Origin of the sequence: Pseudomonas paraveronii, from assembly GCF_963681955.1 — a bacterium.
Lineage (GTDB): Bacteria > Pseudomonadota > Gammaproteobacteria > Pseudomonadales > Pseudomonadaceae > Aquipseudomonas > Aquipseudomonas paraveronii.
Genome location: NZ_OY817130.1, coordinates 770,082 through 797,080, shown reverse-complemented (window position 1 = coordinate 797,080; position 26,999 = coordinate 770,082). Strand labels below are relative to the sequence as shown.

At 62.6% G+C, this 26,999-nt stretch carries 21 protein-coding genes and 1 rRNA gene; 10 read left to right on the top strand and 12 right to left on the bottom strand.

Annotated elements, in window-relative coordinates; genetic code table 11:
• Together U5A08_RS03405 and U5A08_RS03400 are read left to right on the top strand one after the other, a co-directional pair.
• Window positions 1-675, top strand: a complete 675-nt coding sequence (locus U5A08_RS03405) for a heavy metal response regulator transcription factor (RefSeq protein ID WP_046384814.1) — start codon at window positions 1-3, stop codon at window positions 673-675.
• Window positions 672-2,108, top strand: coding sequence for a heavy metal sensor histidine kinase (locus tag U5A08_RS03400; protein WP_321850273.1), 1,437 nt, complete (start codon window positions 672-674; stop codon window positions 2,106-2,108). The genes U5A08_RS03405 and U5A08_RS03400 overlap by 4 nt, the downstream gene beginning before the upstream one ends.
• Here the strand turns inward: U5A08_RS03400 and U5A08_RS03395 are convergent.
• The 5 genes from U5A08_RS03395 to U5A08_RS03375 all read right to left on the bottom strand — a co-directional run bounded on the left by U5A08_RS03395 (window position 2,023) and on the right by U5A08_RS03375 (window position 9,933).
• Window positions 2,023-5,178 (bottom strand): CusA/CzcA family heavy metal efflux RND transporter, encoded by a 3,156-nt coding sequence (locus U5A08_RS03395; RefSeq protein WP_321850270.1) that lies wholly within the window; start codon window positions 5,176-5,178, stop codon window positions 2,023-2,025. The genes U5A08_RS03400 and U5A08_RS03395 overlap by 86 nt on opposite strands.
• A gap of 18 nt (window positions 5,179-5,196) precedes the next feature.
• Window positions 5,197-6,303 (bottom strand): efflux RND transporter periplasmic adaptor subunit, encoded by a 1,107-nt coding sequence (locus U5A08_RS03390; protein WP_321850268.1) that lies wholly within the window; start codon window positions 6,301-6,303, stop codon window positions 5,197-5,199.
• Window positions 6,304-6,319: 16 nt separating this feature from the next.
• Window positions 6,320-7,543 (bottom strand): TolC family protein, encoded by a 1,224-nt coding sequence (locus U5A08_RS03385; RefSeq protein ID WP_321850265.1) that lies wholly within the window; start codon window positions 7,541-7,543, stop codon window positions 6,320-6,322.
• Between the two features lie 109 nt (window positions 7,544-7,652).
• Window positions 7,653-8,558: a cation diffusion facilitator family transporter gene (locus U5A08_RS03380; protein ID WP_321850263.1), complete on the bottom strand. Its 906-nt coding sequence runs from the start codon at window positions 8,556-8,558 to the stop codon at window positions 7,653-7,655.
• 85 nt (window positions 8,559-8,643) lie between these two features.
• Window positions 8,644-9,933, bottom strand: a complete 1,290-nt coding sequence (locus U5A08_RS03375) for an MFS transporter (protein WP_321850261.1) — start codon at window positions 9,931-9,933, stop codon at window positions 8,644-8,646.
• Window positions 9,934-10,118: 185 nt separating this feature from the next.
• Between U5A08_RS03375 and U5A08_RS03370 the strand changes: the two genes are divergently transcribed.
• The 4 genes from U5A08_RS03370 (at window position 10,119) to U5A08_RS03355 (ending at window position 15,342) form a co-directional block, all read left to right on the top strand.
• The gene (locus tag U5A08_RS03370) at window positions 10,119-11,537 is read left to right on the top strand and encodes a short-chain fatty acid transporter (protein WP_321850259.1); all 1,419 of its coding nucleotides are present in this window, start codon (window positions 10,119-10,121) and stop codon (window positions 11,535-11,537) included.
• A gap of 142 nt (window positions 11,538-11,679) precedes the next feature.
• The gene (locus tag U5A08_RS03365; protein WP_321850257.1) at window positions 11,680-13,380 is read left to right on the top strand and encodes an acid phosphatase; all 1,701 of its coding nucleotides are present in this window, start codon (window positions 11,680-11,682) and stop codon (window positions 13,378-13,380) included.
• A gap of 122 nt (window positions 13,381-13,502) precedes the next feature.
• On the top strand, window positions 13,503-14,672 hold the full coding sequence (locus U5A08_RS03360) for a hypothetical protein (RefSeq protein WP_253393240.1): 1,170 nt from the start codon (window positions 13,503-13,505) through the stop codon (window positions 14,670-14,672).
• A gap of 145 nt (window positions 14,673-14,817) precedes the next feature.
• Window positions 14,818-15,342, top strand: a complete 525-nt coding sequence (locus tag U5A08_RS03355) for an SET domain-containing protein-lysine N-methyltransferase (RefSeq protein WP_253393239.1) — start codon at window positions 14,818-14,820, stop codon at window positions 15,340-15,342.
• Here the strand turns inward: U5A08_RS03355 and can are convergent.
• On the bottom strand, window positions 15,339-15,983 hold the full coding sequence (can, locus tag U5A08_RS03350; RefSeq protein ID WP_253393238.1) for a carbonate dehydratase: 645 nt from the start codon (window positions 15,981-15,983) through the stop codon (window positions 15,339-15,341). The genes U5A08_RS03355 and can overlap by 4 nt on opposite strands.
• Window positions 15,984-16,134: 151 nt before the next feature.
• On the opposite strand from can, the gene U5A08_RS03345 reads away from it, so the two are divergent.
• Window positions 16,135-16,509 (top strand): serine kinase/phosphatase, encoded by a 375-nt coding sequence (locus U5A08_RS03345; protein WP_321850253.1) that lies wholly within the window; start codon window positions 16,135-16,137, stop codon window positions 16,507-16,509.
• A gap of 113 nt (window positions 16,510-16,622) precedes the next feature.
• Here the strand turns inward: U5A08_RS03345 and rimI are convergent, their stop codons facing one another.
• Both rimI and U5A08_RS03335 read right to left on the bottom strand, forming a co-directional pair.
• Window positions 16,623-17,075 carry a ribosomal protein S18-alanine N-acetyltransferase gene (rimI, locus tag U5A08_RS03340; RefSeq protein WP_247405947.1) on the bottom strand — a complete coding sequence of 151 codons (453 nt, stop codon included), beginning with the start codon at window positions 17,073-17,075 and terminating at the stop codon, window positions 16,623-16,625.
• Window positions 17,068-17,811, bottom strand: a complete 744-nt coding sequence (locus tag U5A08_RS03335) for an energy transducer TonB (protein WP_321852167.1) — start codon at window positions 17,809-17,811, stop codon at window positions 17,068-17,070. The genes rimI and U5A08_RS03335 overlap by 8 nt, the downstream gene beginning before the upstream one ends.
• Before the next feature lie 187 nt (window positions 17,812-17,998).
• Between U5A08_RS03335 and mksB the strand changes: the two genes are divergently transcribed.
• The 3 genes from mksB to mksF are packed head-to-tail and all read left to right on the top strand — an operon-like array spanning window position 17,999 to window position 22,810.
• Complete coding sequence (gene mksB / locus U5A08_RS03330) at window positions 17,999-19,276, top strand: Mks condensin complex protein MksB (protein WP_253393236.1); 1,278 nt, start codon at window positions 17,999-18,001, stop codon at window positions 19,274-19,276.
• Window positions 19,266-19,973 carry an Mks condensin complex protein MksE gene (gene mksE, locus U5A08_RS03325; RefSeq protein ID WP_247404127.1) on the top strand — a complete coding sequence of 236 codons (708 nt, stop codon included), beginning with the start codon at window positions 19,266-19,268 and terminating at the stop codon, window positions 19,971-19,973. The genes mksB and mksE overlap by 11 nt, the downstream gene beginning before the upstream one ends.
• Entirely contained in the window at window positions 19,970-22,810 is a 2,841-nt protein-coding gene (mksF, locus tag U5A08_RS03320) for an Mks condensin complex protein MksF (RefSeq protein WP_253393235.1), read from the top strand. Before mksE ends, mksF begins: the two co-directional genes overlap by 4 nt.
• A gap of 186 nt (window positions 22,811-22,996) precedes the next feature.
• Here the strand turns inward: mksF and U5A08_RS03315 are convergent, their stop codons facing one another.
• The 4 genes from U5A08_RS03315 to rrf all read right to left on the bottom strand — a co-directional run bounded on the left by U5A08_RS03315 (window position 22,997) and on the right by rrf (window position 26,846).
• On the bottom strand, window positions 22,997-25,300 hold the full coding sequence (locus U5A08_RS03315) for a PqiB family protein (protein ID WP_321850249.1): 2,304 nt from the start codon (window positions 25,298-25,300) through the stop codon (window positions 22,997-22,999).
• On the bottom strand, window positions 25,293-25,916 hold the full coding sequence (locus U5A08_RS03310) for a paraquat-inducible protein A (RefSeq protein WP_046384829.1): 624 nt from the start codon (window positions 25,914-25,916) through the stop codon (window positions 25,293-25,295). Before U5A08_RS03310 ends, U5A08_RS03315 begins: the two co-directional genes overlap by 8 nt.
• On the bottom strand, window positions 25,903-26,562 hold the full coding sequence (locus U5A08_RS03305; RefSeq protein WP_321850248.1) for a paraquat-inducible protein A: 660 nt from the start codon (window positions 26,560-26,562) through the stop codon (window positions 25,903-25,905). The genes U5A08_RS03310 and U5A08_RS03305 overlap by 14 nt, the downstream gene beginning before the upstream one ends.
• Window positions 26,563-26,730: 168 nt before the next feature.
• Window positions 26,731-26,846 (bottom strand): 5S ribosomal RNA (rrf, locus tag U5A08_RS03300).
• Window positions 26,847-26,999 lie beyond the last annotated feature (153 nt).

Sequence of the window (26,999 nt, the reverse complement as noted above, 5' to 3'; positions counted from 1 at the left end):
ATGCGTATCCTTGTGGTTGAGGACGAGCAGAAAACCGCCGATTACTTGCAGCAGGGCCTGACCGAAAGTGGCTACGTCGTCGATTGCGCCGCCAGCGGTGTAGACGGCCTGCACCTGGCCCGGCAACACACCTATGAACTGGTGATCCTCGACGTGAACCTGCCCAACACCGACGGTTGGGAAGTGCTGGAACACCTGCGCCGCGACGGCAACCAGCGGGTCATGATGCTGACCGCCCGTGGCCGGCTGGCCGACAAGATCAAGGGCCTGGACATGGGCGCCGATGATTATCTGGTCAAGCCCTTCGAATTCCCCGAGCTGCTGGCCCGCGTGCGCACGCTGTTGCGCCGCAGCGAACACATCCCGCTGCCGGACGTGTTGCGCGTCGCCGACCTGGAACTGGACCCGCGCCGCCACCGCGCCTATCGCGGCACACGGCGGATCGACCTGACCACCAAGGAATTCGCCCTGCTGCACGTATTGATGCGCCAGGCCGGCGAGGTGATGACCCGCACGCAAATCATCTCCCTGGTGTGGGACATGAACTTCGACTGCGACACCAACGTCGTCGAAGTCTCCATCAGCCGCCTGCGCGGCAAGGTCGACGACCAGAGTGAGGTCAAGCTGATCCACACCATTCGCGGCGTCGGTTACGTGCTGGAGGCGCGCCAATGAGGACCACCAGCTTGTCGATGCGCCTGGGCCTGACGGTCAGCCTGATGGGTGCCGGCCTGGTGGTGCTGTTGGCGACCCTGGCGTACCTGGCTTTGACCCACGAGTTGGACAAGCTCGCGCGCAAGGGCCTGGAAAACAAGCTGGAGCAGTTGGAACACAGCCTGAGCCAGGGCCTCACCCCCCGCGACATCAGCAGCCGCCCCCACTCACTGCTGGATCTGGTGATGGGCCACGACAACATCTACCTGACCATCATGGGCACCCAGGCCGATGCGCCGGTGCTGCTGAGCGTGGGCGCGAAACCCCAGCAACCGTTGTTGCTCGACGTACCGGCCGGCAAGACCCTGGCCTACCTGAACTGGGTGGACGGGCACGGCGACCGCATCCTCAGCGCCACGCGCCTGGTGCCGTTGTACAGCGGCGAGAACGTGCGCGTGCTGCTGTCGCTGGACCGCTCCGATGATGAAGCGCTGCTCAGCGCCTACCTGCGCTCCACGGTGATCGCCCTGCCGCTGCTACTGATCCTGATCGGCATGGGCGCCTGGTGGCTGGTGCAGCGCGGGCTGGCGCCGTTGCAGCAGTTCAGCCGTGTGGCGGCCCAGGTCAGCACCCAGGACCTGACCCATCGCCTGGCGCTGGACAACCTGCCCAAGGAACTGGGTGAGTTGGCCCAGGGCATCAACTTCATGCTGCATCGCCTGGACGACGGCGTGCGGCAACTGTCGCAGTTCTCCGATGACCTGGCCCACGAACTGCGCGCGCCGTTGACCAACCTGATGGGCAAGGCGCAGGTGACGTTGTCCCGCGAGCGGCCTTCGCAGGAATACAAAGCCGGGCTGGAATCCTGCACCGAGGAAATGGAACGCCTGTCGCGCATCGTCTCCGACATGCTGTTTCTGGCCCAGGTCAGCCATCCGGCGGCGCGGGCCGGGTTTGCCCAGGTGTCGTTGGGCGAAGAAGCGCAGCGGGTGATGGAGCTGTTTGCCTTGAGCGCCGAAGACAAGCAGGTGACCCTGAACCTGCGCGGCGACGCCTGGATCATGGGCGATCGCCTGATGATCCAGCGGGCCATCTCCAATTTGCTCTCCAACGCCATCCGCCATACGCCGCAGGCCTCGACCGTGTTGCTGCTGGTGGAGACCTACGGCCAGAGCGTCTCGCTGTCGGTGGGCAACCCCGGCCGGGGCATCGAAGCGCACCACCTGCCGCACGTGTTCGAACGTTTCTACCGCGCCGACAGCAGTCGCACCCGCGCCGAGGGCGGCACCGGCCTGGGGCTGGCCATCGTGCAGTCGATCATGCACCTGCATCAGGGCCACGCCGACGTCAGCAGCCAGCCGGGGCGCTTTACGCGCTTGCGTCTGGTGTTTCCTCGTCCTTGCGATGCGCCCAGTGATACAACGCCGGCAGCACCAGCAAGGTCAGCAACGTAGAGGAAATAATCCCGCCGATCACCACCGTCGCCAGCGGCCGCTGCACCTCGGCGCCGGTGCCGGTGGCCAGGGCCATGGGGATAAACCCGAGGGACGCCACCAGCGCCGTCATCAACACCGGACGCAGCCGGGTCAGCGCGCCTTCGTTGATGGCCATCGACAACGAGCGCCCTTCCTCGCGCAGGTTGCGGATAAACGCGATCATCACCAGGCCGTTGAGCACCGCCACGCCGGACAAGGCGATAAAGCCCACCCCGGCCGAGATCGACAGCGGAATATCGCGCAGCCACAGCGCCATGATCCCACCGGTCAAGGCGAACGGAATCCCGGTGAACACCAACAGCCCATCCTTGAGGTTGTTGAACATCATGAACAACAGCCCGAACACCAACAGCAGCGCCACCGGCACCACGATGCGCAGGCGGTCGGAGGCCTCCTTCAACTGTTCGAACTGCCCGCCCCAGGTGGTCCAGTAGCCAACCGGCACTTTGACCTGGGCGCCGATGGCGGCTTCGGCCTCTTGGACAAACGAGCCGATATCGCGCCCCCGCACGTTGGCGCTGACGATCACCAGGCGCTTGCCGTTCTCGCGGCTGATCTGGTTCGGGCCCAGCACCAGGTCGAGGCTGGCAACCTGGGACAAGGCGATAAAGCCCAACTGCCCGGAGGCGTTACCCGCCAATGCCGGCACCGGGATCAACAACCGCGACAAGCCGTCGATATCGGTGCGCAGTGCGTCGGACAAACGCACGACCATGTCGAAACGCCGGTCGCCTTCGTACAACGTACCGGCCTGGCGCCCACCGACTGCGACGGCAATCGTGTCCTGCACATCGCCGACATTCAGGCCAAACCGCGCGGCCTTATCGCGGTCGATATTGATGGTCAGTATCGGCAGGCCGGAGGTCTGCTCGACCTTCACTTCCGAGGCGCCGTTCAGGCCTTGCAAGGTCTCGGCAATTTCCCCGGCGGTGGCATTGAGCACCGCCATGTCATCACCGAACACCTTCACCGCCACGTCGCTGCGCACCCCGGAAATCAGCTCGTTGAAACGCAGCTGGATCGGTTGTGACAATTCATACGCACTGCCCGGCACAATCGCACTGGCGCGCTGGATATCGGCGATCAGCGTTTCGCGGGACTTCTGCGGATCGGGCCACTGATCCTTGGGTTTGAGCATCACGTAGCTGTCGGAAATGTTCGGTGGCATCGGGTCGGAGGCAATCTCCGCAGTGCCGGTGCGGGCGAAGACCCGTTCGATTTCCGGCACCTGGGCCATCAAGGTTTTTTCCAACTGCTGTTGCATCTGCACCGACTGCGTCAGGCTGGTGCCGGGCACGCGCAAGGCTTGCTGGGCGAAGTCGCCTTCGCTGAGGCTGGGGATGAATTCGCTGCCCATGCGGCTGGCCACCAGCCCCGAGGCGACGATGGTCAACAGCGCCAAACCGAACACCAGCGGGCGCCGCGCCATCACCCAATCGAGCACTGGCGCATAGACCCGACGCGCACTGCGCATCACCAGGTTTTCTTCTTCCTTGACCTTGCCGGTGACAAACAGCGCAATCGCCGCCGGCACAAAGGTCACCGAGAGGATCATCGCGCCGAACAGGGCGATCACCACGGTGAAGGCCATGGGGTGGAACATTTTCCCGGCCACGCCGGTGAGGGCGAAGATCGGCAGGTACACCACCATGATGATCAGTTGCCCGAAGATCAGCGCGCGCCGCGCCTCCTTGGCCGCCGCGAACACTTCGTGCAGGCGCTCGCTGCGGGTCAACAGGCGGCCGTGACGCTGTTGCGCATGGGCCAGGCGGCGGATGGCGTTCTCGACGATCACCACCGCACCGTCGACGATGATGCCGAAGTCCAGTGCGCCGAGGCTCATCAGGTTGGCGCTGACTTTGTTGGTGAACATGCCGGTAAAGGTGAACAGCATCGCCAGCGGAATCACCATCGCGGTGATCAGCGCCGCACGGATGTTACCGAGGAACAGGAACAACACTGCGACCACCAGCAGCGCGCCTTCGAAGAGGTTTTTCTTCACCGTGGCGATGGCTTTTTCGACGAGGTTGGTGCGGTCGTAAACGGTAACGGCGACCACGCCCTCGGGCAGCGAGCGGTTGATCTGTTCGAGTCGCGAAGCCACGGCTTGGGACACGCTGCGGCTGTTTTCGCCGATCAACATGAACACCGTGCCCAGCACCACTTCACGACCGTTTTCGGTGGCGGCGCCGGTACGCAGCTCACGGCCGATCTCGACCTGGGCCACATTGCGCACGCGGATCGGCGTGCCGCCCGAGGTGGTGATGACGATGTTGGCGATATCGTCGATCGACGCCACTTGCCCTGGTGCGCGGATCAGCAACTGCTCGCCGCTGCGCTCGATGTAACCGGCACCGACGTTGGCGTTGTTGCGCTCCAGGGCGGTGACCAGATCGTTCAAGGTCAGGTTGTAGGCCGCCAGGCGCTTGGGGTCGGGGGCGATCTGGTATTCCTTGGCGAAGCCACCGATGGTATTGATCTCGGCCACGCCGGGCACGTTGCGCAGTTGCGGCTTGATGATCCAGTCCTGGATCACGCGCAGGTCGGTCGGCGTGTAGGGCGTGCCGTCGTCCTTGCGCGCGCCCTCTTCGGCTTCCACGGTCCATAGGAAAATTTCCCCTAGGCCGGTGGAAATCGGCCCCATCGCCGTTTCGATGCCGCTGGGCAATTGCTCACGGGCGACTTGCAGGCGTTCGTTGACCAACTGACGGGCGAAGAACAGGTCGGTGCCGTCCTTGAAGATCACCGTCACCTGGGACAAACCGGAGCGCGACAGCGAACGGGTCTGCTGCAACCCCGGCAACCCGGCCATGGCGGTTTCGATGGGAAAGGTGATGCGCTGTTCGGTTTCCAGCGGCGAAAAACCAGGCGCCGCCGAGTTGATCTGTACCTGCACATTGGTGATGTCGGGCACCGCGTCGATGGGCAGTTTCTGATAGCTGGCGATGCCGACACCGGCCATCAGCAGCACCGCCAGCAGCACGATGATGCGCTGCTCGATGGCGAATTGGATAAGGCGCTCAAACATGGGAAATCACTCGCGGGATCAATGGGCGTGTTCGGCCGAGCCTTTGCCCAGTTCGGACTTGAGGATGAAGCTGCCGACCGTGGCCACCTGCGCCCCGGCGTCGAGGCCCTGGCGCACTTCGACGTAGCCGTTTTCGCTGACGCCCAGTTCCAGATGGCGGGTGACGAAGCCGTCCGCCGTGCGCACGAACACCGAGGGTTTGTCCTCGACGGTCTGGATCGCGGCCTGGGGCACCGTGACCTTGGCCTGGTAGGTGTCGGTGGCGATCTGTACGGCGACGAACAACCCCGGGCGCCACACGTCATCGGGGTTGGGCACGCTCACGCGCACGGTGGCGGTGCGCGTCTGCTCGCCCAGCAAGTTGCCCACGTAGGCCACGGTGCCGAGCACTTCGGTGCCCATTTCGGTGGAGCTGACTTTCACCGGCTTGCCGACGCGAACCTTGTTCAAGTCCTTGGGAAAGACGCCGAAAGTGACCCACACCTGCGACAAGTCCGACAAGGTGAAGGCATTGCTGGTCTCGCTGACCACCTCGCCGACGCCCAGGTGTTTTTCCACCACCACGCCAGCGAACGGTGCGCGCAATTCGTAGCGATTGCCGCCGACCAGTACGGCGCTGCCGCTGAGGGCGGTCATCTTTTGGCGGGCGTTGTTCTGGGCGATTTCGGCTTCCTGCAAAGCCTGGCGCGCCAGCAGGTAATCCTGCTCGGCGGAGATCTTGTCCTGCCACAGTTGGCGCTCGCGCTGGAAGGTGGTGCGCGCCAGTTCGACCCGGCGCTGGCTGGCAGCCAGTTCGCTGCGCTGATCGGAAATCTGCTGGCTGGCGATCACCGCCAGCAGCTCGCCTTGCTTGACCGCCTGGCCGAGGTTGACCTTCACCGCCTCCACCACCCCCGCCGCACGCGGCACGATGTGCGAGGTGCGGTCTTCATCGAAGCGCACTTCACCCGGCAGCGACAGCACGCTGCTGATCGGCCGGGGCTGGGCCTGGGCCAGTTGAATACCGGCGGCCTCGATCTGCTGCTCGGTAAGTTCGAGCGTGCCTTCTTCTTCCTCGGCGTTTGCCAGGCCGGACAGCATCAGGCCCAGGACGACGGCAAGCGCCACGCCATGTTTAGTCTGCATAGAGGACTCCAAAAAATCAGAAACGGGCGAGGTCGCCGTAGATCCGTTCGATGCGCACCCAGGCGTCGGTGGCCTGGGCGGTCGCCGTGAGGTATTGGGTGCGGGCCGCGATCAAGGTGCGCTGGGCGTCGAGGACGTCGAGGAAGTTGAACTTGCCCATCTCGAAGCCACGGGTGGCGCTGTCCACCGCGCTCTGCGCGGCGGGCAGGATCTGCTGGTTGAATGCGCGCACTTCGGTGTTCGCGGTTTGCCACAGGTCCAGGGCCTGGCGGGTTTCGGTGCGCAGGCGCAGTTCGGCGGCGTTGCGCAGGTCACGGGCCTGGTCGGCGCGGCGGGTGGCGGCGAGGACGTTGCCCTGGTTGCGGTTGAACAGCGGGATCGGCATCGACACGCCCACCAGGTTCACGCGCTCGCGCACGCTGGCGTCGTACTGGCTGCCAATCGACACATCGAGGTCGGGGATGCGCTGGGCTTTTTCCAGGCCGACGCTGGCTTCGTTCTGTAGGATTTGCAGTTCGGCCAGGCGCAGCTCGGCGGTCTGCTCAAGACGCGCCAGCAGTTGCGCGGCGGGCGGCAACGTCGCCGGGACGCTGCTTGGCGTGGCGACGGCGGCGAAGTCGGGCGCGGCGCTGCCGGTGCTGGCAGCCAGGCGGCGATAGGCGTCGCTCACGCCCATTTGGGCGCGGTTGAGTTCCAGGCGGATTTCCGACAACTGCACCTGAGCGCGGGTGGCTTCGACCGGCGACGCTTTACCGGCGCTGACCCGGCCGTTGGCGACCACCAGACCGCGCTCGGCCAGTGCCAGGGAGCGTTGCGCCAGGTCGAGGCGTTCCTGGGCGCGAAGGGCGCCGTAATAGCGGTCGATCACCTCGGCGCGCAAGTCGTTGCGGCGCTGTTCCAAGGTCAGCGCCGCAACGTCCTGACCACGCGTCGCCAGCGCGATGCGCGCACCGCGCTTGCCGCCCAGTTCCAGGGTCTGGCTTAACTTGAGCGTGGTGGTGCGGGTGTCGCGGCGGGTGTCTTCGGCATCCCATGAGGCCACCGGGTTGGGGATCAGCCCCGCCTGCTGACGACCACCGCTGGCGATGTCGATCTCCCATTGCGCGGCGGCCAGGTCGGGGTTATTGGCGAAGGCGGTTTGCAGGGCGGCGTCGAGGCTCAGGGTCTGGGCGCCGACCCCTTGTGCCGTCGCCAGCAACACGACGATCGAGCACAGTAATGTTCTTGCACGAGTTGGCATAACGAGAGTTCCAGGCCCATGAAATGGCGGATAAATCCAAGCCGGGGCACTGTAACTTTCGGTACTTATCAGGGGGGTGGGGCGAACATTACAAATCCGTTAGCAAGGCTCAAGCATGGGCTTCTTCGAGCCCGTCACGATGAAAACCCTCGCCCTCGACCTGCAGCGTGACGTGGGAAATATCGAATTGTTCATGCAGCAATTGCGTCACTTGAGCGAGGACCTGTTGCTCGACGCCCGGCACCGCGTCCGCCACCAGATGGCTGCTCAGCACGTTCTTGCCACTGGTGAGCGCCCAGATATGCAGGTCATGTACATCCTTCACGCCAGGTACGCCACGTATGGCCTGTTCCACGCTGTCGATATCGATGCCGTCGGGCACACCTTGCAGCAGCACATTCATGCTCTCCTTGAGCAACACCCAGGTACGCGGTAACACCCAGAAACCAATTGCCGCCGCCACCACCGAGTCGACCCAACCCCAGCCGGTCAACATGATCACCACAGCCGCGATGATCACGCCGACAGAGCCGAGCATGTCGCTCCAGACCTCCAGGTACGCACCTTTGACATTCAGGCTTTCGCCGCTGCCGGCGCTGAGCAGGCGCATGGCGATCAGGTTGACGAGCAGCCCCAGCACGGCGATCACCAGCATGCCGGTCGACTGGATCTGCGCAGGCGCCTGCAGGCGTTGATAGGCCTCAAACAGGATGTAAAACGCCACCGCAAACAGCAGCAACGCATTGAAGGCCGCCGCCAGGATTTCAAAGCGGGCGTAACCGAACGTGCGCTTGCGGTCTGCGGGGCGCTTGGCGATCTGGATCGCCACCAGGGAAATCGCCATGGCCAGGGCGTCGGTCATCATGTGCGCGGCGTCGGACAACAGCGCCAGGCTGCCGGTGATAAAGGCACCGATCACCTCGGCAATCATGAAGCTGCTGGTCAGCCCGAGGGCGATCCATAACTGGCGTTCGTGACCGGCGCGTACCTGGGCGTGGTTGTGTCCTGCGCTCATGGAACATCCTCGTGGGGAGTGGTTGCATGAATCATAGCGCCATAGCAGAAGATTCGGATGTGCTCGGCACTTCCGGACCGCGCCCTCAGGCGGCTAACGTGTGGCGCTTGCTGAACAGCGCCACACTCACCACCCCCACCGCGCCCATCACCACGCAATAGCCCACGCAAATCCACGGGCTGGTCGGCATCAGTGCAATCAGGATCAAGGGCGTGGTGCTCGCCCACAGCGCGTAGGCAATGTTGTAGGTGAAGGAAATCCCCGACACCCGCACCGGCGCCGGGAACAACCCGACCATCACCGACGGCACTGCGCCAACCACGCCGCAGCTCAAGCCTGCCACGGCATACGCCGCGCCGAGCCAGACGCCACCGGCGATCAGGCTGGCGTATAACACCGCGATCCCCAGCGGCAGCAACAGGCTGTAGACCAGCACCGCGCGCCAGGCGCCGATGCGGTCCACCAACAGGCCGGCCAGGACGCAGCCGATGTTCAGGAACACGATGCCCAGCGCGCTCAGGGCGAAGGTGTGGCTGGGCGTCATGCCGAAGGTTTTCTGCATCATGGTTGGGGTGATGACCACCAGCACCACCACGGCGGAGGTGAGCACGCAGGTGAGGATCATCGCCGGCAGCAACACGCTGCGATGGTCGCGCAATACGGTGCGCAGCGGCATTTCGGCGGCGGCTTGGCGGCGCGCCTGCATTTCGAGGAACACCGGGGTTTCGTTGAGCCAGCGGCGCAGCCACACGCCGATCACGCCGAAGACACCACCGAGCAGGAAGGGGAAGCGCCAGGCGTAGTCGAGGATCTCCGCCGGGGTGAAAAGTTGCGCCAGCAGTGTGGCGGTCAGCGCGCCGAGCAGGTAGCCGAAGGTCAGGCCGGCTTGCAGGAAGCCCAAGGCGTAACCGCGGTGATGGGTCGGCGCATGCTCGGCGACGAAGGTCCAGGCGCTGGGCACTTCACCGCCCACCGCTGCGCCTTGCAGCACGCGCAGCACCAGCAGGATCAGCGGTGCGAAATAGCCGATCTGCGCGTAGGTCGGCATGATCCCGATCAGCAGGCAGGGCAAGGCCATCATCAGGATGCTCAGGCTGAACACGCGCTTGCGCCCCAGGTGATCGGCGAAGTGCGCCATCAGGATGCCGCCCAGCGGGCGCGCGAGGTAGCCGGTGACGAAGATCCCGAAACTTTGCAGCAGGCGCAGCCACTCGGGCATTTCCGGCGGGAAGAACAGTTGGCTGAGGGTCAGCGCGAAAAACACGAAGATGATGAAGTCGTAGATTTCCAGGGCACCGCCGAGGGCGGCCAGGCCCAGGGTTTTGTAGTCGGAGCGGGAAAAACGCTGCGCCTGTGCAAGCGAGGTGGCAGTCATGTTGAGGCTCGGCAGACAAACAAAATGGCGTGCAGGTTATGAGCTGAGGCGGATGATGGCAATCGCGGAGGATATATTTGTTTTCCTCATTGATCGATGAAGATAACTGCATTCCCCTATCAATGGCCGTAGCGGAACATGGCGTAAAACTACCAAAACCATAACAACTATAAGAGGAATGCCTCGTGGCCGATGCTCTCGAAGAAAGCCGCTATGCCCGATTTGCCCTGCGCTGCTCCAATTTCGCCGAACGCTGGTTTCCTGACTCCTGGGTGTTTGCCGCCCTCGCCGTGATCATTGTCGCCGTGGCGACCCTGGGCATGGGCGCCGCGCCGAGCGAGGCCGCCAAGGCGTTCGGCGATGGGTTCTGGAGCCTGATCCCGTTCACCATGCAGATGGCCTTCGTGGTGATCGGCGGTTATGTGGTCGCCAGTTCGCCGCCGGCGGTGAGGCTGATCGACCGCCTGGCGCGCATCCCGAAGAACGGCCGCTCGGCCGTGGCCTGGGTGGCGTTGATTTCCATGGTTGCCTCCTTGCTCAACTGGGGCCTGTCCCTGGTGTTCGGCGGTTTGTTGGTGCGCGCATTGGCGCGGCGCACGGACTTGCGCATGGACTACCGCGCTGCCGGCGCCGCGGCCTACCTGGGCCTCGGTGCGGTGTGGGCGTTGGGGCTGTCGTCGTCGGCCGCGCAGTTGCAGGCCAACCCGGCCAGCTTGCCGCCGTCGATCCTGTCGATCACCGGGGTGATCCCATTCACCGACACCATCTTCCTGTGGCAATCCGGCGTACTGTTGCTGGCGTTGATCGTGGTCTCGCTGATCATCGCCTACGCCACCGCGCCCGGCCCGAGCAGCGCCCGTGATGCCAAGGCCTGCGGGGTCGACCCAGCCTTCAACCTGCCCACGCCGCAGGCCCCGACACGCCCGGGCGAATGGCTGGAGCACAGCCCGGTGCTGACGATCCTGCTGGCGGTGCTGGCGGCGGGTTGGTTGTTCCACGAGTTTTCGACCAAGCCGGCGATCAGTGCCATCTCCGGGCTGAACACCTATAACTTCCTGTTCATCATGGTCGGTGCGTTGCTGCACTGGCGCCCGCGCAGCTTTCTCGATGCGGTCGCCCGCGCGGTGCCAACCACCACTGGCGTGCTGATCCAGTTCCCGCTGTACGGCTCGATTGCCGCGCTGATGACCGTGGTCAAGGGCGGCGACGGCCAGACGCTGGCTCACCATATCTCGACCTTCTTCACCTCCATCGCCTCCCACGACACCTATGCCCTGTTGATGGGGGTGTATTCGGCAGTGCTGGGCTTCTTTATCCCGTCGGGTGGCGGCAAGTGGATCATCGAAGCGCCCTATGTGATGCAAGTGGCCAATGACCTGCAATACCACCTGGGCTGGGCCGTGCAGATCTACAACGCGGCCGAGGCGCTGCCGAATTTGATCAACCCGTTTTATATGCTGCCGTTGCTGGGCGTGCTGGGGCTGAAGGCGCGGGATTTGATCGGGTTTTCGTTCGTGCAGTTGCTGGTACACGCGCCGTTGGTGTTGTTTTTGTTGTGGGCGTTGGGGACGACGTTGAAGTATTTGCCGCCGGTGATGCCTTAAACGCAGCGGCAAACTTGAGGTTTTTAGCTCCAGGCTTGCCGCTTAAAGCGTGTAACTTCGAGCTGTCTTCCCTGCGTCACATTCCACTGCTACCGTCCTGGCGAAATATCTTGCAACAAATAGCCAGCAAGGACTCCCCGCAATGAGTGACGAGCACGAAGACCGCCCTGCCTCTGATTCCATCGACCAACCGCCGGTAGACACCAGCCGGCGGCGCTTCCTCGGCGGCGCAGCGGTGTTGGGGGTGGGCGCGACCTTGAGTGGCTGCGGCAATTCCAGCGAAGCGCCGGGCAAACCGGTGGCGCGGCCGCTTACGCCGCAGGAGTTGGATAAAGCGTTACACGACCAAGTGAAAACCGTCGTGGTGATCTACGCCGAAAACCGCAGTTTCAACAACCTGTTTGCCGACTTCCCGGGGCTGGAGAAACCGCTGTCGGCGTTGTCCGCCGCCGACTATCAGCAGCGCGACCGCGACGCCAGCGTATTGACCACCCTGCCCCCGGTGTGGGGTGGCGTGTTGCAAGTCGGCTCGCAAAGCGTCGACGGGGTGACCTACCCCAGTGAAGTGCAATTCCAGGAGAACCTGCCCAACGCCCCGTTCGCCCTCAAGGGCCCGAACGCCGAAGACCTGCCCTTGAGCCTGGTCACCCGGGATTTGTGGCACGTGTTCTACCAGAACCAGATGCAGATCAACGGCGGCAAGAACGACGGCTTCGTCGCATGGGGCGATTCCGGCGGCCTGGTGATGGGGCATTACGCCCAGAGCCGTTATTCCCTGCGCCTGTGGGACGTGGCCAAGGAGTTTGTGCTCTGCGATAACTTCTTCCAGGGCGCATTTGGCGGCTCGTTCCTCAACCACCAATACCTGATCAGCGCCACCGCACCGGTTTATCCAAACGCGGCGCAGTCGGTGGCCAAGGCGCAGATCGCCACGCTGCAAAGCGATGATCCCAACGACCCACGCCTCAAGCCCCTGGACAAATCCCCGGCCAGCGCCATGAGCGGCCCGCCGCAGTTCGGCCCGAGCGCACTGACCCCGGACGGTTACGCCGTGAACACCCTGGCCCCGCCCTACTGGCCGACCTGGATTCGCGACCCGCAAAACCCGGACTACGCCAAGCCCGACCTGCCCAACGTGCTGGTGCCGCAGACCCACGAACACATCGGCGACAAGCTGTCGAAAAAGCACATCGACTGGGCCTGGTACGCCGGGGCCTGGCAGGCGACGCTGGAGCAGTTCAAGGACTCGGGCGGCATTCCGAAGATCCCCAACTTCCAGTACCACCACCAGCCGTTCAACTACTTCAAGCAACAGGGCCCGGAAAACCGCGCGGAGCGTGACAAGCGCCTGCGCGACGCGGGCCTGGGCGATGAGTCGAGCACCAACACGTTCTTTGCCGACGCGCAGGCGGGCAAGCTGCCCGCCGTGACCTTCTACAAACCCCAGGGCAACCTCAACATGCACGCCGGTTATGCCGATGTGGCCTCGGGTGATCGCCATATCACCCGCGCCCTGAAGGTGCTGCAGGAAAGCCCGCAGTGGAAAAACATGGTGGTGGTGGTGACCGTCGATGAAAACGGCGGCTGGTGGGACCATGTGGCACCGCCCAAGGGCGACCGCTGGGGCCCTGGCACGCGGGTTCCGGCGCTGGTGGTGTCGCCGTTCGCGCGCAAAGGCACGGTGGACCATACGGTGTACGACACGGCGTCGATCCTGCGCCTGATCACTCGCGTCTTTCAGCTAGAGACACTCGACGGGCTCAAGCAGCGCGACGACGCCATGATCGCCCGAGGCCAGAAACCGATGGGCGACTTGAGCAATGCGCTGCAGTTCGAGGTGTAGGACGGCTTATCCAATAGCGACACGCCCAGCAATTTTGCACGCGGTTTTCCTGGTCAGCCGCTACTGTGTGAGGGTGGGCTTTCACCCCGCACAGGCGGGCTTTCGCGGACAAGGAATCATCTATGTTTAAACCGACCAGGTTGTCCTTCACCTTGGCCGCACTGATGGCGAGTGCGGTCGTACAGGCCGACATCGAAGTGCCCCTGGGCAGCACGCAACGGGTTACCCAGTTGTTCGCTTACCCCAATAACTGCAATGTGATCTGCTTTCGGCCCTGGACGCTGGAGCAGACCGCCGAGCATTACCTGAACCAGAGCCTGCAGCGCGACGGTTACAGCCGCGCCAAGGTCAGCGTCAAAATCCATGATGGCCAGGTCGCGGCGACCTTCAGCGGCGTGCCCGAGAGCTATGGCCTTCCGCTGACGAGCTTGCTCGCGACCGCCGACCTGGCCTACCAAGGCGCGAGCCGGCTCAATAGCGACGGCAAGTGGGCCTACAACTGGTACTTGTTCCTGCCGCTGGGCATGGCCCTGGAAAACCGCAAAAGCATCGAGCTGCTGCACTTCCCGCCGGATTATTCACTGACCCAGGCCCAGGATTACCTGGAATCGGCCACCACCGACCGCTGGGCCACCCTGCTCGTCGACAATGGCATTCCGGCCAGCGAAACCCCGGCCTACCAGACCATCATCGACATCGCGCCGATCGCCGCGCCGTCCAACGCCGGTAAAGACCTGGAAAACGTCTACAGCTACTTCACCGACTACCAGACACGCATGGTCGCGGAGCTGAGCCTGCCGCCCAAAGGTGCATTGCCGATGGTGGCGTTCGGCGCGCCGGTGCGCAGTTGGATCAAGCAACAATACGGGCAAACCGTGGGCGTGCTGGGCCTGGCGCAGATCAGCCCGGCCCCCGGTAAAACCGTCTCGGTGCTGGGCGCCAACCACCCCAGTTACATCTGGTACGCGGCCAGCCCGGACACCTATGACGGTAACGCGCAGAAGGCCGACGAGGCCGGTTTGAAAGTGATGGGCCAGGACTTGAGCGCCGCCTGCTGGCAAGCCGGAATGGGCCAGAAGCCAGCGAGCGATGCGAATGTGCTGCTCAAGGCGTGCATGAACACCTGGCAAGTCACGCGCAAAGAGCAGACCTGCGAACTGTTCTACACCTCGGTGCGCGACCTGACCCCGGAGCAGGCGAACGCCAAATGCGCCACGCCCGCGATCAAAACCCAGCTCAAGCAACTGAAAGACGCCGCCCCCGCCCCGGCAATCACCGCCCCTGCGCTGTAAAGTGCAGAAAAAAGCCGATTTCTACTGTCAAACTTGACAGTAGAAATCGGCTTTATGTTCAGCGAGTCTTGATCCGGGCCCATCCGCTGCAAGACTGGCAGTCAGACACCACCCGCAGGTCGATGCAGCCCAACCAAGGAGAGTTATGAAGACTCGAGCCATGGATAAGGCTGTAAACGCTATGAATGATTGCCTTTATCCGTTCAAGACACTGTTCGTCGAGCAGGGCTACCCTTCGTCCAAACACTTCCAGGTCATCCGAACCACGGACGGCACCGGAGCCGGGATCAAGGCGCGCATTCCCTTTGACAGTCGCGTGCGCATTGCCAAGGTCTCCGGCTACGCGGTGAACGAGCGACGCCCGCACACCTTGCAGGTGTCGCCGCGCATCCACTTGTACGACTGTTGGTTCTGCGGCCTGTTGCACCACTCCTGCAACCCGAATGTATTTTTAGACACCACCTACCTGGAGCTCTGGACCGTGCAGTCCATCCCCGCCGACACCCGGCTGACCCTGGATTACGCCAGCACCGAGGACACGCTGTTCCGGCAGTTCGCTTGCCAATGCGGCGAGCTGAACTGCCGGGGCTGGATCACCGGCAGCCAGGAGCCGTTGAACGCCGAGGGGCAGGCGTTCATGACCGAGTGGCGCGAGCGCAAGCGCCCTTAGACTTCACCCAGCGGGCGCAAGCGATACTGCGGCGGTAACTGCTCAAAGCCACTGAGGGTGGTGTTCAAGCTCTTCCAGCGGCCATCCTTGATGCCGTAGATGCAGCCGTGGATCGACAGGCTCTGCCCACGGTGCCAGGCGTTTTGCACAATGCTGGTGTGACCGACGTTGGCCACCTGCTGAATCACATTCAGCTCGCACATGCGGTCGACGCGTTCTTCTTCACTCGGCAACTGCGCCAGCATCTCGCGGTTTTCGTAGTACAGGTCGCGAATGGTCCGCAGCCAGCCGTCGATCAGGCCGAACTGGCGGTCCTGCATCGACGCCCGCACGCCGCCGCAACCATAGTGACCGGTGACCAGGATGTGTTTGACCTTGAGCACATCGACGGCGTACTGGATCACCGACAGGCAGTTAAGGTCGGTGTGCAACACCACGTTGGCCACATTACGGTGTACGAACAGATCACCCGGCAGCATGCCGACGATCTCGTTGGCCGGTACACGGGCGTCTGAGCAGCCGATCCACAGGTATTCCGGGGCTTGCTGGCGGGCCAGCTTGGCGAAGAATTCGGGATCTTCCTGTGTGATCGCATCCGCCCAGCGTTCGTTGTTATCAAGCAGGTCTTGTAGTTCGTTCATCAGGGAAAGCCTCAGGAATGATGCGCAGCTTTGACAGACGACCGCCCGTCCGGGTCACGTAGGGAATAAAGATAGTCGGCGGGCAATTACTTGAATCTTGGGGCGCCAGGCCTGTCCACACACTATAAGCCCCACAGTATGAGGATTGGCCATGACTGAATCACGACGTCCATACGGTGCTACCCAGCCGGAACCGATTGATGACAACGAGGATCGCATGGGCTCAATGCGCGAGTTGGACTTTGACGAGGAAGAGCCAACGGCAGAAATCGGCGATGAAATGCCACGTGGCGAGCGCAAGCACCGGATGCCCGACGAACGGGTGGGCGAGGCCGAGACGACCGATGACGAGATGAGCCCGGAGAACCTGATCCGCGAGGACGGCGCACGGGATGCGCGGGAAGAAGGCGAAGGCGAACAGGCCGATTGGGACCTGAGCATCGTCGACGAAGATGATATTGGCGGCGGCAATGGCTTGGATGAAGCCGAACTGGCCGAGCGCGAGCCTGTCGACGGCAACCGCTGACACACCGTAGATCCAAATGTGGGAGGGGGCTTGCCCCCGATAGCACACTGTCAGCAATACATGTGTTGACTGACACACTGCCATCGGGGGCAAGCCCCCTCCCACATCTGTGTTCAGTCGACCAGGGTGCAGGCCATCACGACCGCATCTTCGCGACCGCCGACGGCCGGGTAGTAGTCGCGCCGACGCCCGATTTCATTGAAGCCATAGCGCTCGTACAGCCGGAACGCGCCGGTATTGCTGTCACGCACTTCGAGGAAACATTCCCGTGCAGTGGCGGCATAGGCGCGGGACATCAGGTGCTCCAGCAGCGCCAGGCCAAGGCCGCGGCCCTGGTTTTCCGGTTTGACGGTGATGTTCAGCAAATGCGCTTCATCGAGGATGATCTGCACCACCCCGTGGCCCACTTGCTGTTCACCTTCGAACATCAGCCAGATCTGGTACTTGCCCAACCCATCGAGAAAGATCCCGCGGGTCCAGGGGTGGCTGTACGCCGCGTATTCGATTTTCAGCACGGCGTCGAGGTCGGCCTCGGTCATCGGGCGAAAGGATAAAGCCTCACTCATCGGTTGTTTTCCAGCGCGCCATCAGCCGGCGCATGGCTTGCCAGACATCAGCCTTACGCTGTGGCTCTTCCATTAATAATTCCAGGCCCGGCAGGGCCCATACCGAGCCCAGGCCTTCGACCTGCAGCTCGCGGTACCAGACTTCGGCGTCGGCTTCGCCGGCAAACCGCACGGCGGGCAGGCCGATCAGCCACAGGCACACGCAGGGTTCGTCTTCCAGGCGCGCCGACACAAAACCTTGCACAAAATCTCGCGCGGCGTCCGGGCCCTGGTCCATCGTGCCGCGCACCAGCAGCGGCCAGCGCACCGGGTCGCCGACGATTTGCGGGCTGTCGGGCAAGCCGGCGGCGCGCAGCATGTCCTTGAGCAACATGTAGGCCGGGTCGCGGGTCTGGAAGCGCTCGCCGGTCGGCAGCTCCACCAGCAACAGGCAACGCCCGGCCCGCAGCAGTTGCAGGGCAAAACGCGGGGGTGGAACGACAGCCGCCTTGACCACCGGCACCGCCTCTTCAGCCACCACCGGTTTGGCCATCGGCAACGGGCGTGGCACCTCGACCTTGGCGCGTTCTACCACCGGGCGCACCGGCGGCTCAGGCTTGACCACCGCCACCGGCGCTGCGGCCTCTTCCCCCGAGGTCTCGAAGGCCTCATCGGGCTCGAGCGCCTGCAGCAGCTCGGGCCGCGACGGCGCGGCAAACGGCAGTTCGGTGCGGGGCAGCCAGTTGACCACCTGCATGGCGGTCAAGTAAGCGCGACGTCGGGACTCGATAAGCACAGCTCGGCCACTTGTGGATAAGTAAAGAGCGGGGATTCTACCGCTGTTCGGTAACAATCGCCCACTGCGCACTGACCGGCTGTGGATAAATCCCGCGCCTGATGCAGTACAATCGCGACTTTTAATCGCCAACCAGCCGGCCATTCCCATGATCGAACCCAAGCGCGTCCTGCGCGCCCTCGCCGAACACTGGGCCTTACTTGAGCCACTGTGCGAACACTTCGACCAAGGCACCCTGAGCCTCGGCGAGCTGCGCGCACAACTGGCCGCCCAACAACTGGACAGCACGCCCCAGGACATCACCAGCCTGCTGGACGTGTGGATTCGCCTGGATATCCTGGTGCCTGTCGCCAAGAGCCCGAACCGATTCGAGCTCAATGCGCAGATCCACGACTTCCTCGCCTATCTTCGCAAGGAGCACCGGCTCGGCCTGTGCCTGGAAATCGAAGCCTACCTGCGCCACCTCGAGCGCCTGGCCGGTTATATCCAGGACGCCTTCGACATCCGTGACGGCCACGACCTGGCCCGTCAACTGCGCCTGCTGGACATGCGCGTGCGCGATGTGCTGAAAAAGCTCGCCAACGACGAGCAGGCCCTCGTCGCCGTGGCCGACCGCGCCAAGACCAGCGATCGGCAGATCCCGTTGCGTCAGCGTTATGCCGAAGTGCTGGCGACCTGGGACGAATACGTCGAACCGATGATCCAACTGGTGAACGCCGACGGCGCCTTCGAACAGGGCGTGCGCAAGGTCGAAAACGTGCTGCTGCGCATGCTCACCGAGCAGCAGCGTCTTGGCCATCTGGTCGACGACGACATGCTGTTGCGCACCCACGCGCGCATCCTCGAAATGCAGACCAGCGCCCAACTGACCCTGCGTCACGCCCGCGAGCTGCTGCTGCCGTTGCGTGAAGAAGCACGTCGGCACAACGCCGTGACCCGTGGCGCAGCGCTTGCCCTGTCGGCCATTCGCCGTAAAGGCCTGGACGCGGTGCCGCAGGCCGCGATGCCGATGTTTACCCGGCCGCAAAGCACCTTTCTCGGCAGTGCCAGTCAGGTCGAAGCCTATGTGTATGCCCTGGCGAACTTCGAGCCGAAACCGGCGCGTTTCCCCAAGGCGCACAAGTCCCATACCGGCGAAGCCCAGCGCGCACCGCGCACGGTCAAGGAAATGCTCGAACGCTGCGAAGACGCGCTGCCGATGCCGGACCTGATGACCTGGCTGCTGGAACAGGAACCGGACGGCGCCACCGACGAATTGCTGTACTGGTTCTCGCGCCTGTCCCGCGAAAAACGCTTCAAGCGCGAGCGCCTGGAGCGCCGCGATTACCACACACACGAGCATCAGGTCAGCCTGCGCTCATTCGCCCTGCTCCCGGCCAGCACAGACGCGGCCGAGCATTCTGCGAGCACCCCTTATGCATCTTGATCTATCCGAACTGTCCCAACTGGCGCCGATCTTTCGCGAGCTGTTCAAGGGTTACCACGTCAGCCGCCGCGACCCGGAGCTGTACGCGCAACTGTCGAACTTCCAGGATCAGTACCGCACGCTGTTCAAGGCCCTGGGCTTTGAGCTGGTCTGCGATACGCGTGGTTTCTACTATTTCGTGCCGGACTCCGCCATCGCCAGCGCGCAGGTGAACAAGACCGCGCAACGCCTGGCGCTGTTCACCTTCATCATCGTCGAGCACCTGGCCGACCAGGGCCGCGACCCGATTGCCGTGCTCGACGGCGGCAGCCTCGGCCGCGATGAACTGCCGTCGCTTTTGGAGAAGTACCGCGACCTGTTTATCCAGGCCGAAGTGCAGACCCAGGAAGAGCTCGAAGAAAAAATCATGCGCCGCATGACCCAGCTGGGCTTTGCCAGCGAAGACAACGGCATCTATCGCTTCCTGCCGCCGATGCACCGTTTCCTCGATGTGTGCCTGTCGGTGCAGCAGGACCGCGACCTCGCGGCCAGCATCCACAGCGTGCTGCCATTGCCGGCGCCGGTGATCATCAACGAAGACAGCGACGAAAAACTGCTGGAAACCGATGACCCGCTGGACTTGAGCGACTTTGCCGACGACAGCGAAGAAGACGCCTTGGCCCGCGCCATTGCCGAAGAACAGGAGACCGATGCATGAGCAAGGAACGCTACGGCATCCGCCGCTTCGCCCTATTGAATACCGCCGGCTACAGCCTGGGTTTGTTTCCGCTGGAAGAACCGCTGTCGGTGTATGGCGCGAACAACCTGGGTAAATCGGCGTCGATCAACGCTTTGCAGTTCCCGATCCTGGCGCGCATGTCGGACATGAGTTTCGGCAAGTACACCCTGGAACAATCGCGGCGCTTCTACTTTGCCACCGACACCAGCTACATCCTCGTGGAAGTCTCCCTGCCCCACGGCCCACACGTGATCGGCGTGGTCGGACGCGGCCCGGGCGGTGGTTTCGGTCACCAGTTCTTTGCCTACGCCGGCAAGCTGGACCTGGCCCATTACCAGAAAAACGACACCTGCCTGCGCCAGAAAGAGCTGTTCACCAACCTTGAACGCGAGGGCCTGAAAGCCTACGAACTCAAGCCCGATGAACTACGTCGTTTGCTGGTGGGCGGCCACACGTCGATCCCACTGGACCTGACGCTGATCCCGCTGCGCTCCACAAGCGAACAGAGCCTGAAGACCTTCCGCGCGCTGTTTATCAACCTGCTGCACATGCGCGAAATCACTGCGGCCAAGCTCAAGCAATTGTTCCTCGATGCGTTCGAGCACAGCTTGCGTTCCGGCAGTGTCGATTACATCGCCGCGTGTGAAGAAGCCTTCCGCGACGTGCGACGCATGGAGCAGGACTACAACTCGCTGGTCGCCGCCGGCCCGTTGGTCGAGGCCCTGGCCAATGGCGTGAAACAACGCGACATCCTGCGCGGCAAATTGCATCGCCTGTCGCCGCTGTTGGACTCGCTGCTGGGCACCTGGTCGGACTACGCCGGTGCGCGCAAGGAAGAGCTGACCCTCCAGGCCGAGCACTACCGTAACGAGCAGGACGCGCTGCAGAACGACCAGCGCGGCGGCACCCAGGAGCTGATGCGCCTGGAGCGCGAAATCAGCGGTATCCAGCGTTGGCTGGGCGAGCTGTCGGTGCTCAAGCATCGCTTTGCGCTGGTCGATGACGTCAAGGTGCTGGAACAGCAACTGCTGGCGGCCAAGGATGCCCACGATGAACTCGCCGGCGCCCTGGCGCAGTCGCGGCAGTTCAGCGCCGAGGACTTGGACGAGCGCCTGCGCGACCTGGAAAAACGCTTGAAGTCGGTCAAGCAACAGCTCGACCACGCCGACAACAACAGCTACGCCAAACTGCGCGAGGAATTCTCACAGCAGGATGTCGAGCGTCTGATGCGTCTGTTCAACAGTTCGTTGTTCAGCCTGCCGTTGGGTGAGCATGGCATCACGCTGGATGAGGACGGCCAGTGGGTCAAATCCCTGGAACTGATCCTCGATGGGTTCAAGGGTGAGCGCTTTGAAGTGCCGGGGCTGTCCATCGACATCTCCCACATCGAGCCACCCGCCTTGCAGGCCCTGGCGGATCGCGCAGCCTTGCGCGACCAGAAAGAGCGTCTGGAAAAAGAACTCAAGCAGCTCAAGACGCAACAGGCGGTCGCCTCTGACCGCGCCGCGAGCAAAACCCAGACCGAAGCGCTGTACCAGCAAGTGCTGGACGCGCAAAAGGCCCTGGAAGATTTCCGCCGTGCGCAGACCCTGAGCGCCGAAGAAGGCGAGAAGCTGGAACAGCTGGCGCAGATGGAAGCGGCCCAGGATGAATTGAAGCGCTCCAGCGATGCGTTCACCGAACGCGTGCAGCAACTGTCGGCCAAGCTGCAACTGGTCGGTCGCCAGATCGGCGATATGGAAGCCAAGCAACGCACCCTGGATGACGCGTTGCGCCGTCGCCAGTTGCTGCCGGCGGACTTGCCGTTCGGCACGCCGTTCATGGACCCGGTCGACGATTCCATGGACAACCTGCTGCCACTGCTCAACGATTATCAGGACAGCTGGCAGGGCTTGCTGCGCGCCGATGGCCAGATCGAAGCGCTGTACGCCCAGGTACGCCTCAAGGGCGTGGCCAAGTTCGACAGCGAGGACGACATGGAGCGGCGCCTGCATCTGCTGATCAACGCGTATGCGCACCGGACCGACGAAGCCCTGACCCTGGGCAAGGCGCGGCGCGCGGCGGTCACCGACATCGCGCGGACCCTGCGCAATATCCGCAGCGACTACGACAGCCTGGAACACCAACTGGCCTTGTTCAACCGCGAGATCAACAAGCGCCAGGTGTCGAACCTGCAGAGTTTCCGCATCGTGCTCGCGCCGAACAAGGAAGCGCTCAAGCATATCGACCAGATCATCCACAGCGCCGGTCAGTACGAAGAAGGCGAAACCCTGTCGGTATTCGACTTGAGCCAGAGCGCCGAGCAGGACAACAAGAACGAAGAGGCCAAGGAATACCTGGCGCGCCTGGTGGCGGCCAACCATAACCAGTTGGGTCTCAAGGACTTGTTCGAGCTGGCGTTCGAGATCACCAAAGTGAATGGCCAGCCGGTGATTCACACCGACATCGACGGTGCGGCGTCCAACGGCACGACCATGACCATCAAGGCGCTGACCAACATGTATTTGTTGCTGCACTTGATGGACCGCGACCAGGCCGGGCGTGTGCGCTTGCCGTACTACCTCGATGAAGCGGCCGACATCGATGAGAAGAACCAGGCGGCGCTGCTGGAAACCAGCCTGCAATTGGGCTTCGTGCCGATCCTGGCGAGTGTGAAGCCGCAGGTGTCCGCCCAGGTGGCGATCGACCTGGAAGGCGGTAGCGGGCCGAATGGCATCTACATCGATGAGGCGGACTGGAAGTACATCCGTCGCCATGATGCGGTGAAGGTGACGGTGAATGTGCAGGCGGATGAGCCGGAGTTGGATGAGGTCTGACAGTTTGCGCTGAAAGACAGAAAGGCCGCGATCTTATGGATCGCGGCCTTTTTTGTGGGCTGGGGTTTGGTGGTGTTTTTTAGGGCCTCGTCGCGGGCAAGCCCCCTCCCACATTTGACCGAGTTTATCCTGTAGGAATGCGGTCGAATGTGGGAGGGGGCTTGCCCGCGACAGCCGCGCCTCGGTCTACTTACCCAGCGGAATCTTAGGTGCCCAGGTCAGCCACTCATCTTCAAACTTGTCGAACAGCGGGAAGGTTTGCTGCGGCCGTGCGGCGCTGCCCATGCGTTCGCCATCGGGCGTGGCAAAGGCGATGCCGCCGGCGACCAGGGTTTCCAGAGACTCGGTGCGCACCGTCGCGCCTTTGAACAGGCCGAAGTCGAGACCAAAGCCGCTGGAGTTCCAGAAGCGGCTGCCGCTGCGCACCAACGCCGCGTATTTGGGTTCGATCAGGATGTGGATCAACACGCGGTCGGCGGTCTGGCCCAACTCGTAGCCGGTGACTTTGCCCACGGTGACTTCGCGGTAAGTGACGGGCACGCCTTCTTTGAGCGAACCACGGCGTGCGGCGCTGAGTGTCAGGCTCAGGCCGGCCTCCTGGTGGGTGGCTTCGGGCGGTTGGTCCAGCGCAACAAAGCTCTTTTGTGGCCCGGCGTTTTTCACCGCGGGCAGCACCTCGATGTATTGGCCGGTGACCAGGGTTTCCAGGTTCGAGGTTTTCATCAGGCCCAGTTCCGGCTTGACCACCCAGAACTGGCTGCCGACGCGCGCGATGCGATCCGCGACCTGGGTGATGCGCGCACCGAGCAGCACCGATTGCATATCGGCGCTGAGGTCGACGCTCTCGATCTTACCGACGTCCAGGCCTTTGAATCGCACCGGGGTACCGGGGCGCAGGCCGTCGGCGCGGTCGACTTTGATAGTCACCAGGGTGCCACTCTGATTCGCCGCTTCACGATCGGTGAACAGGCGGAAACGTGGAATACGCTTTCTCAGCGGCACGTTCGGTTCCGGCGTTTCGAAGGCGATACCGCCGGATATCAGGCTGGCCAGGGATTCGCTTTTGACCTGGATACCGCCGGTGAGGCCGCCGGTCAGGGTTACACCGCTGGCATTCCAGAAACGCGTCGAGCCATTGACCAGGTTGGCGTATTCCTTCTCGATGTGGACACCAATCACCAGCTGTTTGTTTTTGCGTGAGAACTGGTAGCTCTGCACCGAGCCGACCTTGACCTGCTTGTAGAGGATCGGGCTGCCAACATCCAGGGAGCCGAGGTTGTCAGTGAACAGCACCATGTGCAGGCCAGGAGAACGCAGGTCCAAGGGCGGTGCCTTGGCCCGAGCCACGTACTCGCGTTGGGGTGCAGTGCCTTTGTCACCGGGACGAACCGCGATGTAGTTACCTTTGACCAACGCCTCGAGCCCAGTGATACCGGCCAGGGAAATCGACGGTTTGACCACCCAGAATTGGGTGTCCTGAACCAGGTAGTCTTCGGCCAATGGGTCGAGGGTCAGCTCGGCGTTGGCGCTGGACAGATCCGGGTCGATCTTCAGGGTTTTCAGGCTGCCGACCTGGATACCTTTGTACATCACCGGGGTACGCCCGGCCTGCAGGCCTTCGAAGTCGCTGAGTTTGACCTTGACCTTGATGCCGGCGGCGGCGGCGTCGAAGTCTTCATACAGGCGGAAGGGCAGGCTCGGGTCGGTCGGCGGGCTGTCCTTGCGATTCTCTGGGGTGGCGAAGGCGATACCGCCAGAGACGATGCTGGAGAGGGATTCGCTGCGCACCTTCACACCGGAGAAGTTGGCGTCGATGCTGATGCCGCTGGCGTTCCAGAAACGCGTGTGTTTGCGCACCAGGCTGGCGTAGGTCGGCTCGATGTAGACCTTGATCTCGACGGTGCTCTGGTCCTCGGACAATAGATAGCTTTTGACCTGGCCGACCTGGATCTGCTTGTAGAACACCGGGCTGCCGCGGTTTAGCGAGCCGAGGCGGTCGGCCTTGATGGTCAAGTGCAGGCCGGGCTTGGCGTCGGACAAGGGCGGCTCTTCGGACAGCGCCTTGAATTTGCGCGTGGACTCACCATCGCCAGGGCTGGCGGCAATGTAGTTACCCGACACCAGAGTCTCCAGGCCGGTGATGCCGGCGAGGCTGACGCTGGGCTTGACCAGCCAGAAGCGCGTGTTGGTCTTGAGGTATTGCTCGACGTCCTTGTTCATCTCGATGGTGGCAATCACCCCGCGATTGTTGCCTTCGTCGTCCAGGGCCAGGGTCTTGACCTTGCCCACGGGCATGCCTTTGTAGACCACCTCGGTCTTGTTGACCTGGATACCTTCGCCGCTTTCGAAGCGTACCTGGATCTCGATGCCCTGCTGGGAATAGGCACGCCAGCCCAACCAACCGCCGATGATCAGGGCGATCAGGGGCAGTACCCAAATGGCCGACCAGTTGGAGGCCGGGCGGGTTTTAGCTTTAGGCAAATTACTCATGGTCGTCGTCCGACTCCGTGTTATCCCAAATCAGTCGGGGATCAAAAGTTACTGCGGCAAGCATCGTCAAGATCACCACACTGGCGAACGCCGCCGCGCCGAGATTGGCCTCGACACTGGCAAGCCGCCCAAAGTTTACAACCGCCACCAGGATGGCGATCACGAAGATATCCAGCATGGACCAGCGGCCGATGAATTCGATAAAGCGGTACATGATAATCCGTTGTTGCGCGGACAACGGTTGGTGACGCTGCACCGAGAACAGTAGCAGACCAATGCCCACCAGTTTGAACGTCGGCACCAGGATGCTGGCAATGAACACCACCGCCGCGATGGGGAACATGCCGTGCTGCACCAGTTGGATCACGCCGGACATGATGGTACTGGGGTCACCCTGGCCGAGAGAGTTGACGGTCATGATCGGCAGCAGGTTGGCGGGGATATAGAGAATCGCGGCGGTGATCAGCAAGGCCCAGGTTCGCGTCAGGCTGTTGGGGCGACGGGCATGGACCAGCGCACCGCAACGCGTGCAGGTTTGCTCATCGGTGTCCGGTTCTTGCTTGTTCAATTCGTGGCATTCGGTACAAATCAGAATGCCTGCATCAATCGCCCGCATGATCATCCTCTCCTGACAGTGCTTGCCAGATCTGGTGGGGCGACATCACCACCTCAAGCAGAACCTGAACCATTAATAGGCTGATGAAGCAGACCAGACCCAGGCCAATCGTGATGGAGGCCATGTCGGCGAGCTTTACGATCGCCACCAGGACGCCCATCAGGTACACCTCCAACATCCCCCAATCTCGCAGGTGATGGTAAATGCGATAGAGCAGCAGCCCGTAACTGCGGCCGATGTTCCAGCGAATGCTGAGCAACACCGCCAATTGGCAGAGCAACTTGAGCAGGGGAATGCCCATGCTGCACAGGAACACAACGGCGGCGACGCCGCGCATGCCGGTGTCGAACAGGCCGACTACGCCGGTCCACACGGTGTCCTCTGAGGACTGCCCGAGTAGATTGAGCTGCATGATGGGCAAAAAGTTGGCGGGGATGTACAGCAACAGTGCTGCCAGCACTAAGGCGAGGCTTCGTTCGACGACGTTGTGGCGATGCGCGTACAGCTCGTAACCGCAACGCGGGCACTGGGCTTTTTCGCCGAGGGCGAGCACAGGTTTGCGCATCAATAAATCGCACTCATGGCATGCCACCAGGTCGTCCAGGGGTAAATCCGACACCTTGGGGGCATCATCCGGATCGGGCATAGATAGGGCTCGGACGCTAAAAAAGGTTAGGTGCCTATTCTAGTGGTCTGGTTCAGAAATAACTGTGCAAATTTGTCGGATGCCGGATCGTCGCAAGCCTCTTCGCACTTTTCGAGCGGACAAACAAAACCCCTGTCTGCGTAAGCAAACAGGGGTTCTGGAATTTAATCTTGACGATGACCTACTCTCACATGGGGAAACCCCACACTACCATCGGCGATGCATCGTTTCACTACTGAGTTCGGGATGGGATCAGGTGGTTCCAATGCTCTATGGTCGTCAAGAAATTCGGGTACTGAGTCGCTGCCAGTTGGCCTCGCTTCAGCAAATTGGGTATGTGATAGCTTTCGGTGTTTTGTAAGAGTCGAACTTTCGGTTCGTTTCGTCTTCACACACCGCAATCTGATGCTCTTTCGAGTAGTCAAATTGCTTGGGTG

Excerpts from the sequence above, each read along its gene's own strand:
- U5A08_RS03405 (WP_046384814.1), top strand. The coding sequence starts at position 1 with ATGCGTATCCTTGTGGTTGAGGACGAGCAGAAAACCGCCGATTACTTG.
- U5A08_RS03400 (WP_321850273.1), top strand. The coding sequence starts at position 672 with ATGAGGACCACCAGCTTGTCGATGCGCCTGGGCCTGACGGTCAGCCTG.
- U5A08_RS03395 (WP_321850270.1), bottom strand. The coding sequence starts at position 5,178 with ATGTTTGAGCGCCTTATCCAATTCGCCATCGAGCAGCGCATCATCGTG.
- U5A08_RS03390 (WP_321850268.1), bottom strand. The coding sequence starts at position 6,303 with ATGCAGACTAAACATGGCGTGGCGCTTGCCGTCGTCCTGGGCCTGATG.
- U5A08_RS03385 (WP_321850265.1), bottom strand. The coding sequence starts at position 7,543 with ATGCCAACTCGTGCAAGAACATTACTGTGCTCGATCGTCGTGTTGCTG.
- U5A08_RS03380 (WP_321850263.1), bottom strand. The coding sequence starts at position 8,558 with ATGAGCGCAGGACACAACCACGCCCAGGTACGCGCCGGTCACGAACGC.
- U5A08_RS03375 (WP_321850261.1), bottom strand. The coding sequence starts at position 9,933 with ATGACTGCCACCTCGCTTGCACAGGCGCAGCGTTTTTCCCGCTCCGAC.
- U5A08_RS03365 (WP_321850257.1), top strand. The coding sequence starts at position 11,680 with ATGAGTGACGAGCACGAAGACCGCCCTGCCTCTGATTCCATCGACCAA.
- U5A08_RS03360 (WP_253393240.1), top strand. The coding sequence starts at position 13,503 with ATGTTTAAACCGACCAGGTTGTCCTTCACCTTGGCCGCACTGATGGCG.
- U5A08_RS03355 (WP_253393239.1), top strand. The coding sequence starts at position 14,818 with ATGAAGACTCGAGCCATGGATAAGGCTGTAAACGCTATGAATGATTGC.
- can (WP_253393238.1), bottom strand. The coding sequence starts at position 15,983 with ATGAACGAACTACAAGACCTGCTTGATAACAACGAACGCTGGGCGGAT.
- U5A08_RS03345 (WP_321850253.1), top strand. The coding sequence starts at position 16,135 with ATGACTGAATCACGACGTCCATACGGTGCTACCCAGCCGGAACCGATT.
- rimI (WP_247405947.1), bottom strand. The coding sequence starts at position 17,075 with ATGAGTGAGGCTTTATCCTTTCGCCCGATGACCGAGGCCGACCTCGAC.
- U5A08_RS03335 (WP_321852167.1), bottom strand. The coding sequence starts at position 17,811 with ATGCAGGTGGTCAACTGGCTGCCCCGCACCGAACTGCCGTTTGCCGCG.
- mksB (WP_253393236.1), top strand. The coding sequence starts at position 17,999 with ATGATCGAACCCAAGCGCGTCCTGCGCGCCCTCGCCGAACACTGGGCC.
- mksE (WP_247404127.1), top strand. The coding sequence starts at position 19,266 with ATGCATCTTGATCTATCCGAACTGTCCCAACTGGCGCCGATCTTTCGC.
- mksF (WP_253393235.1), top strand. The coding sequence starts at position 19,970 with ATGAGCAAGGAACGCTACGGCATCCGCCGCTTCGCCCTATTGAATACC.
- U5A08_RS03315 (WP_321850249.1), bottom strand. The coding sequence starts at position 25,300 with ATGAGTAATTTGCCTAAAGCTAAAACCCGCCCGGCCTCCAACTGGTCG.
- U5A08_RS03310 (WP_046384829.1), bottom strand. The coding sequence starts at position 25,916 with ATGCGGGCGATTGATGCAGGCATTCTGATTTGTACCGAATGCCACGAA.
- U5A08_RS03305 (WP_321850248.1), bottom strand. The coding sequence starts at position 26,562 with ATGCCCGATCCGGATGATGCCCCCAAGGTGTCGGATTTACCCCTGGAC.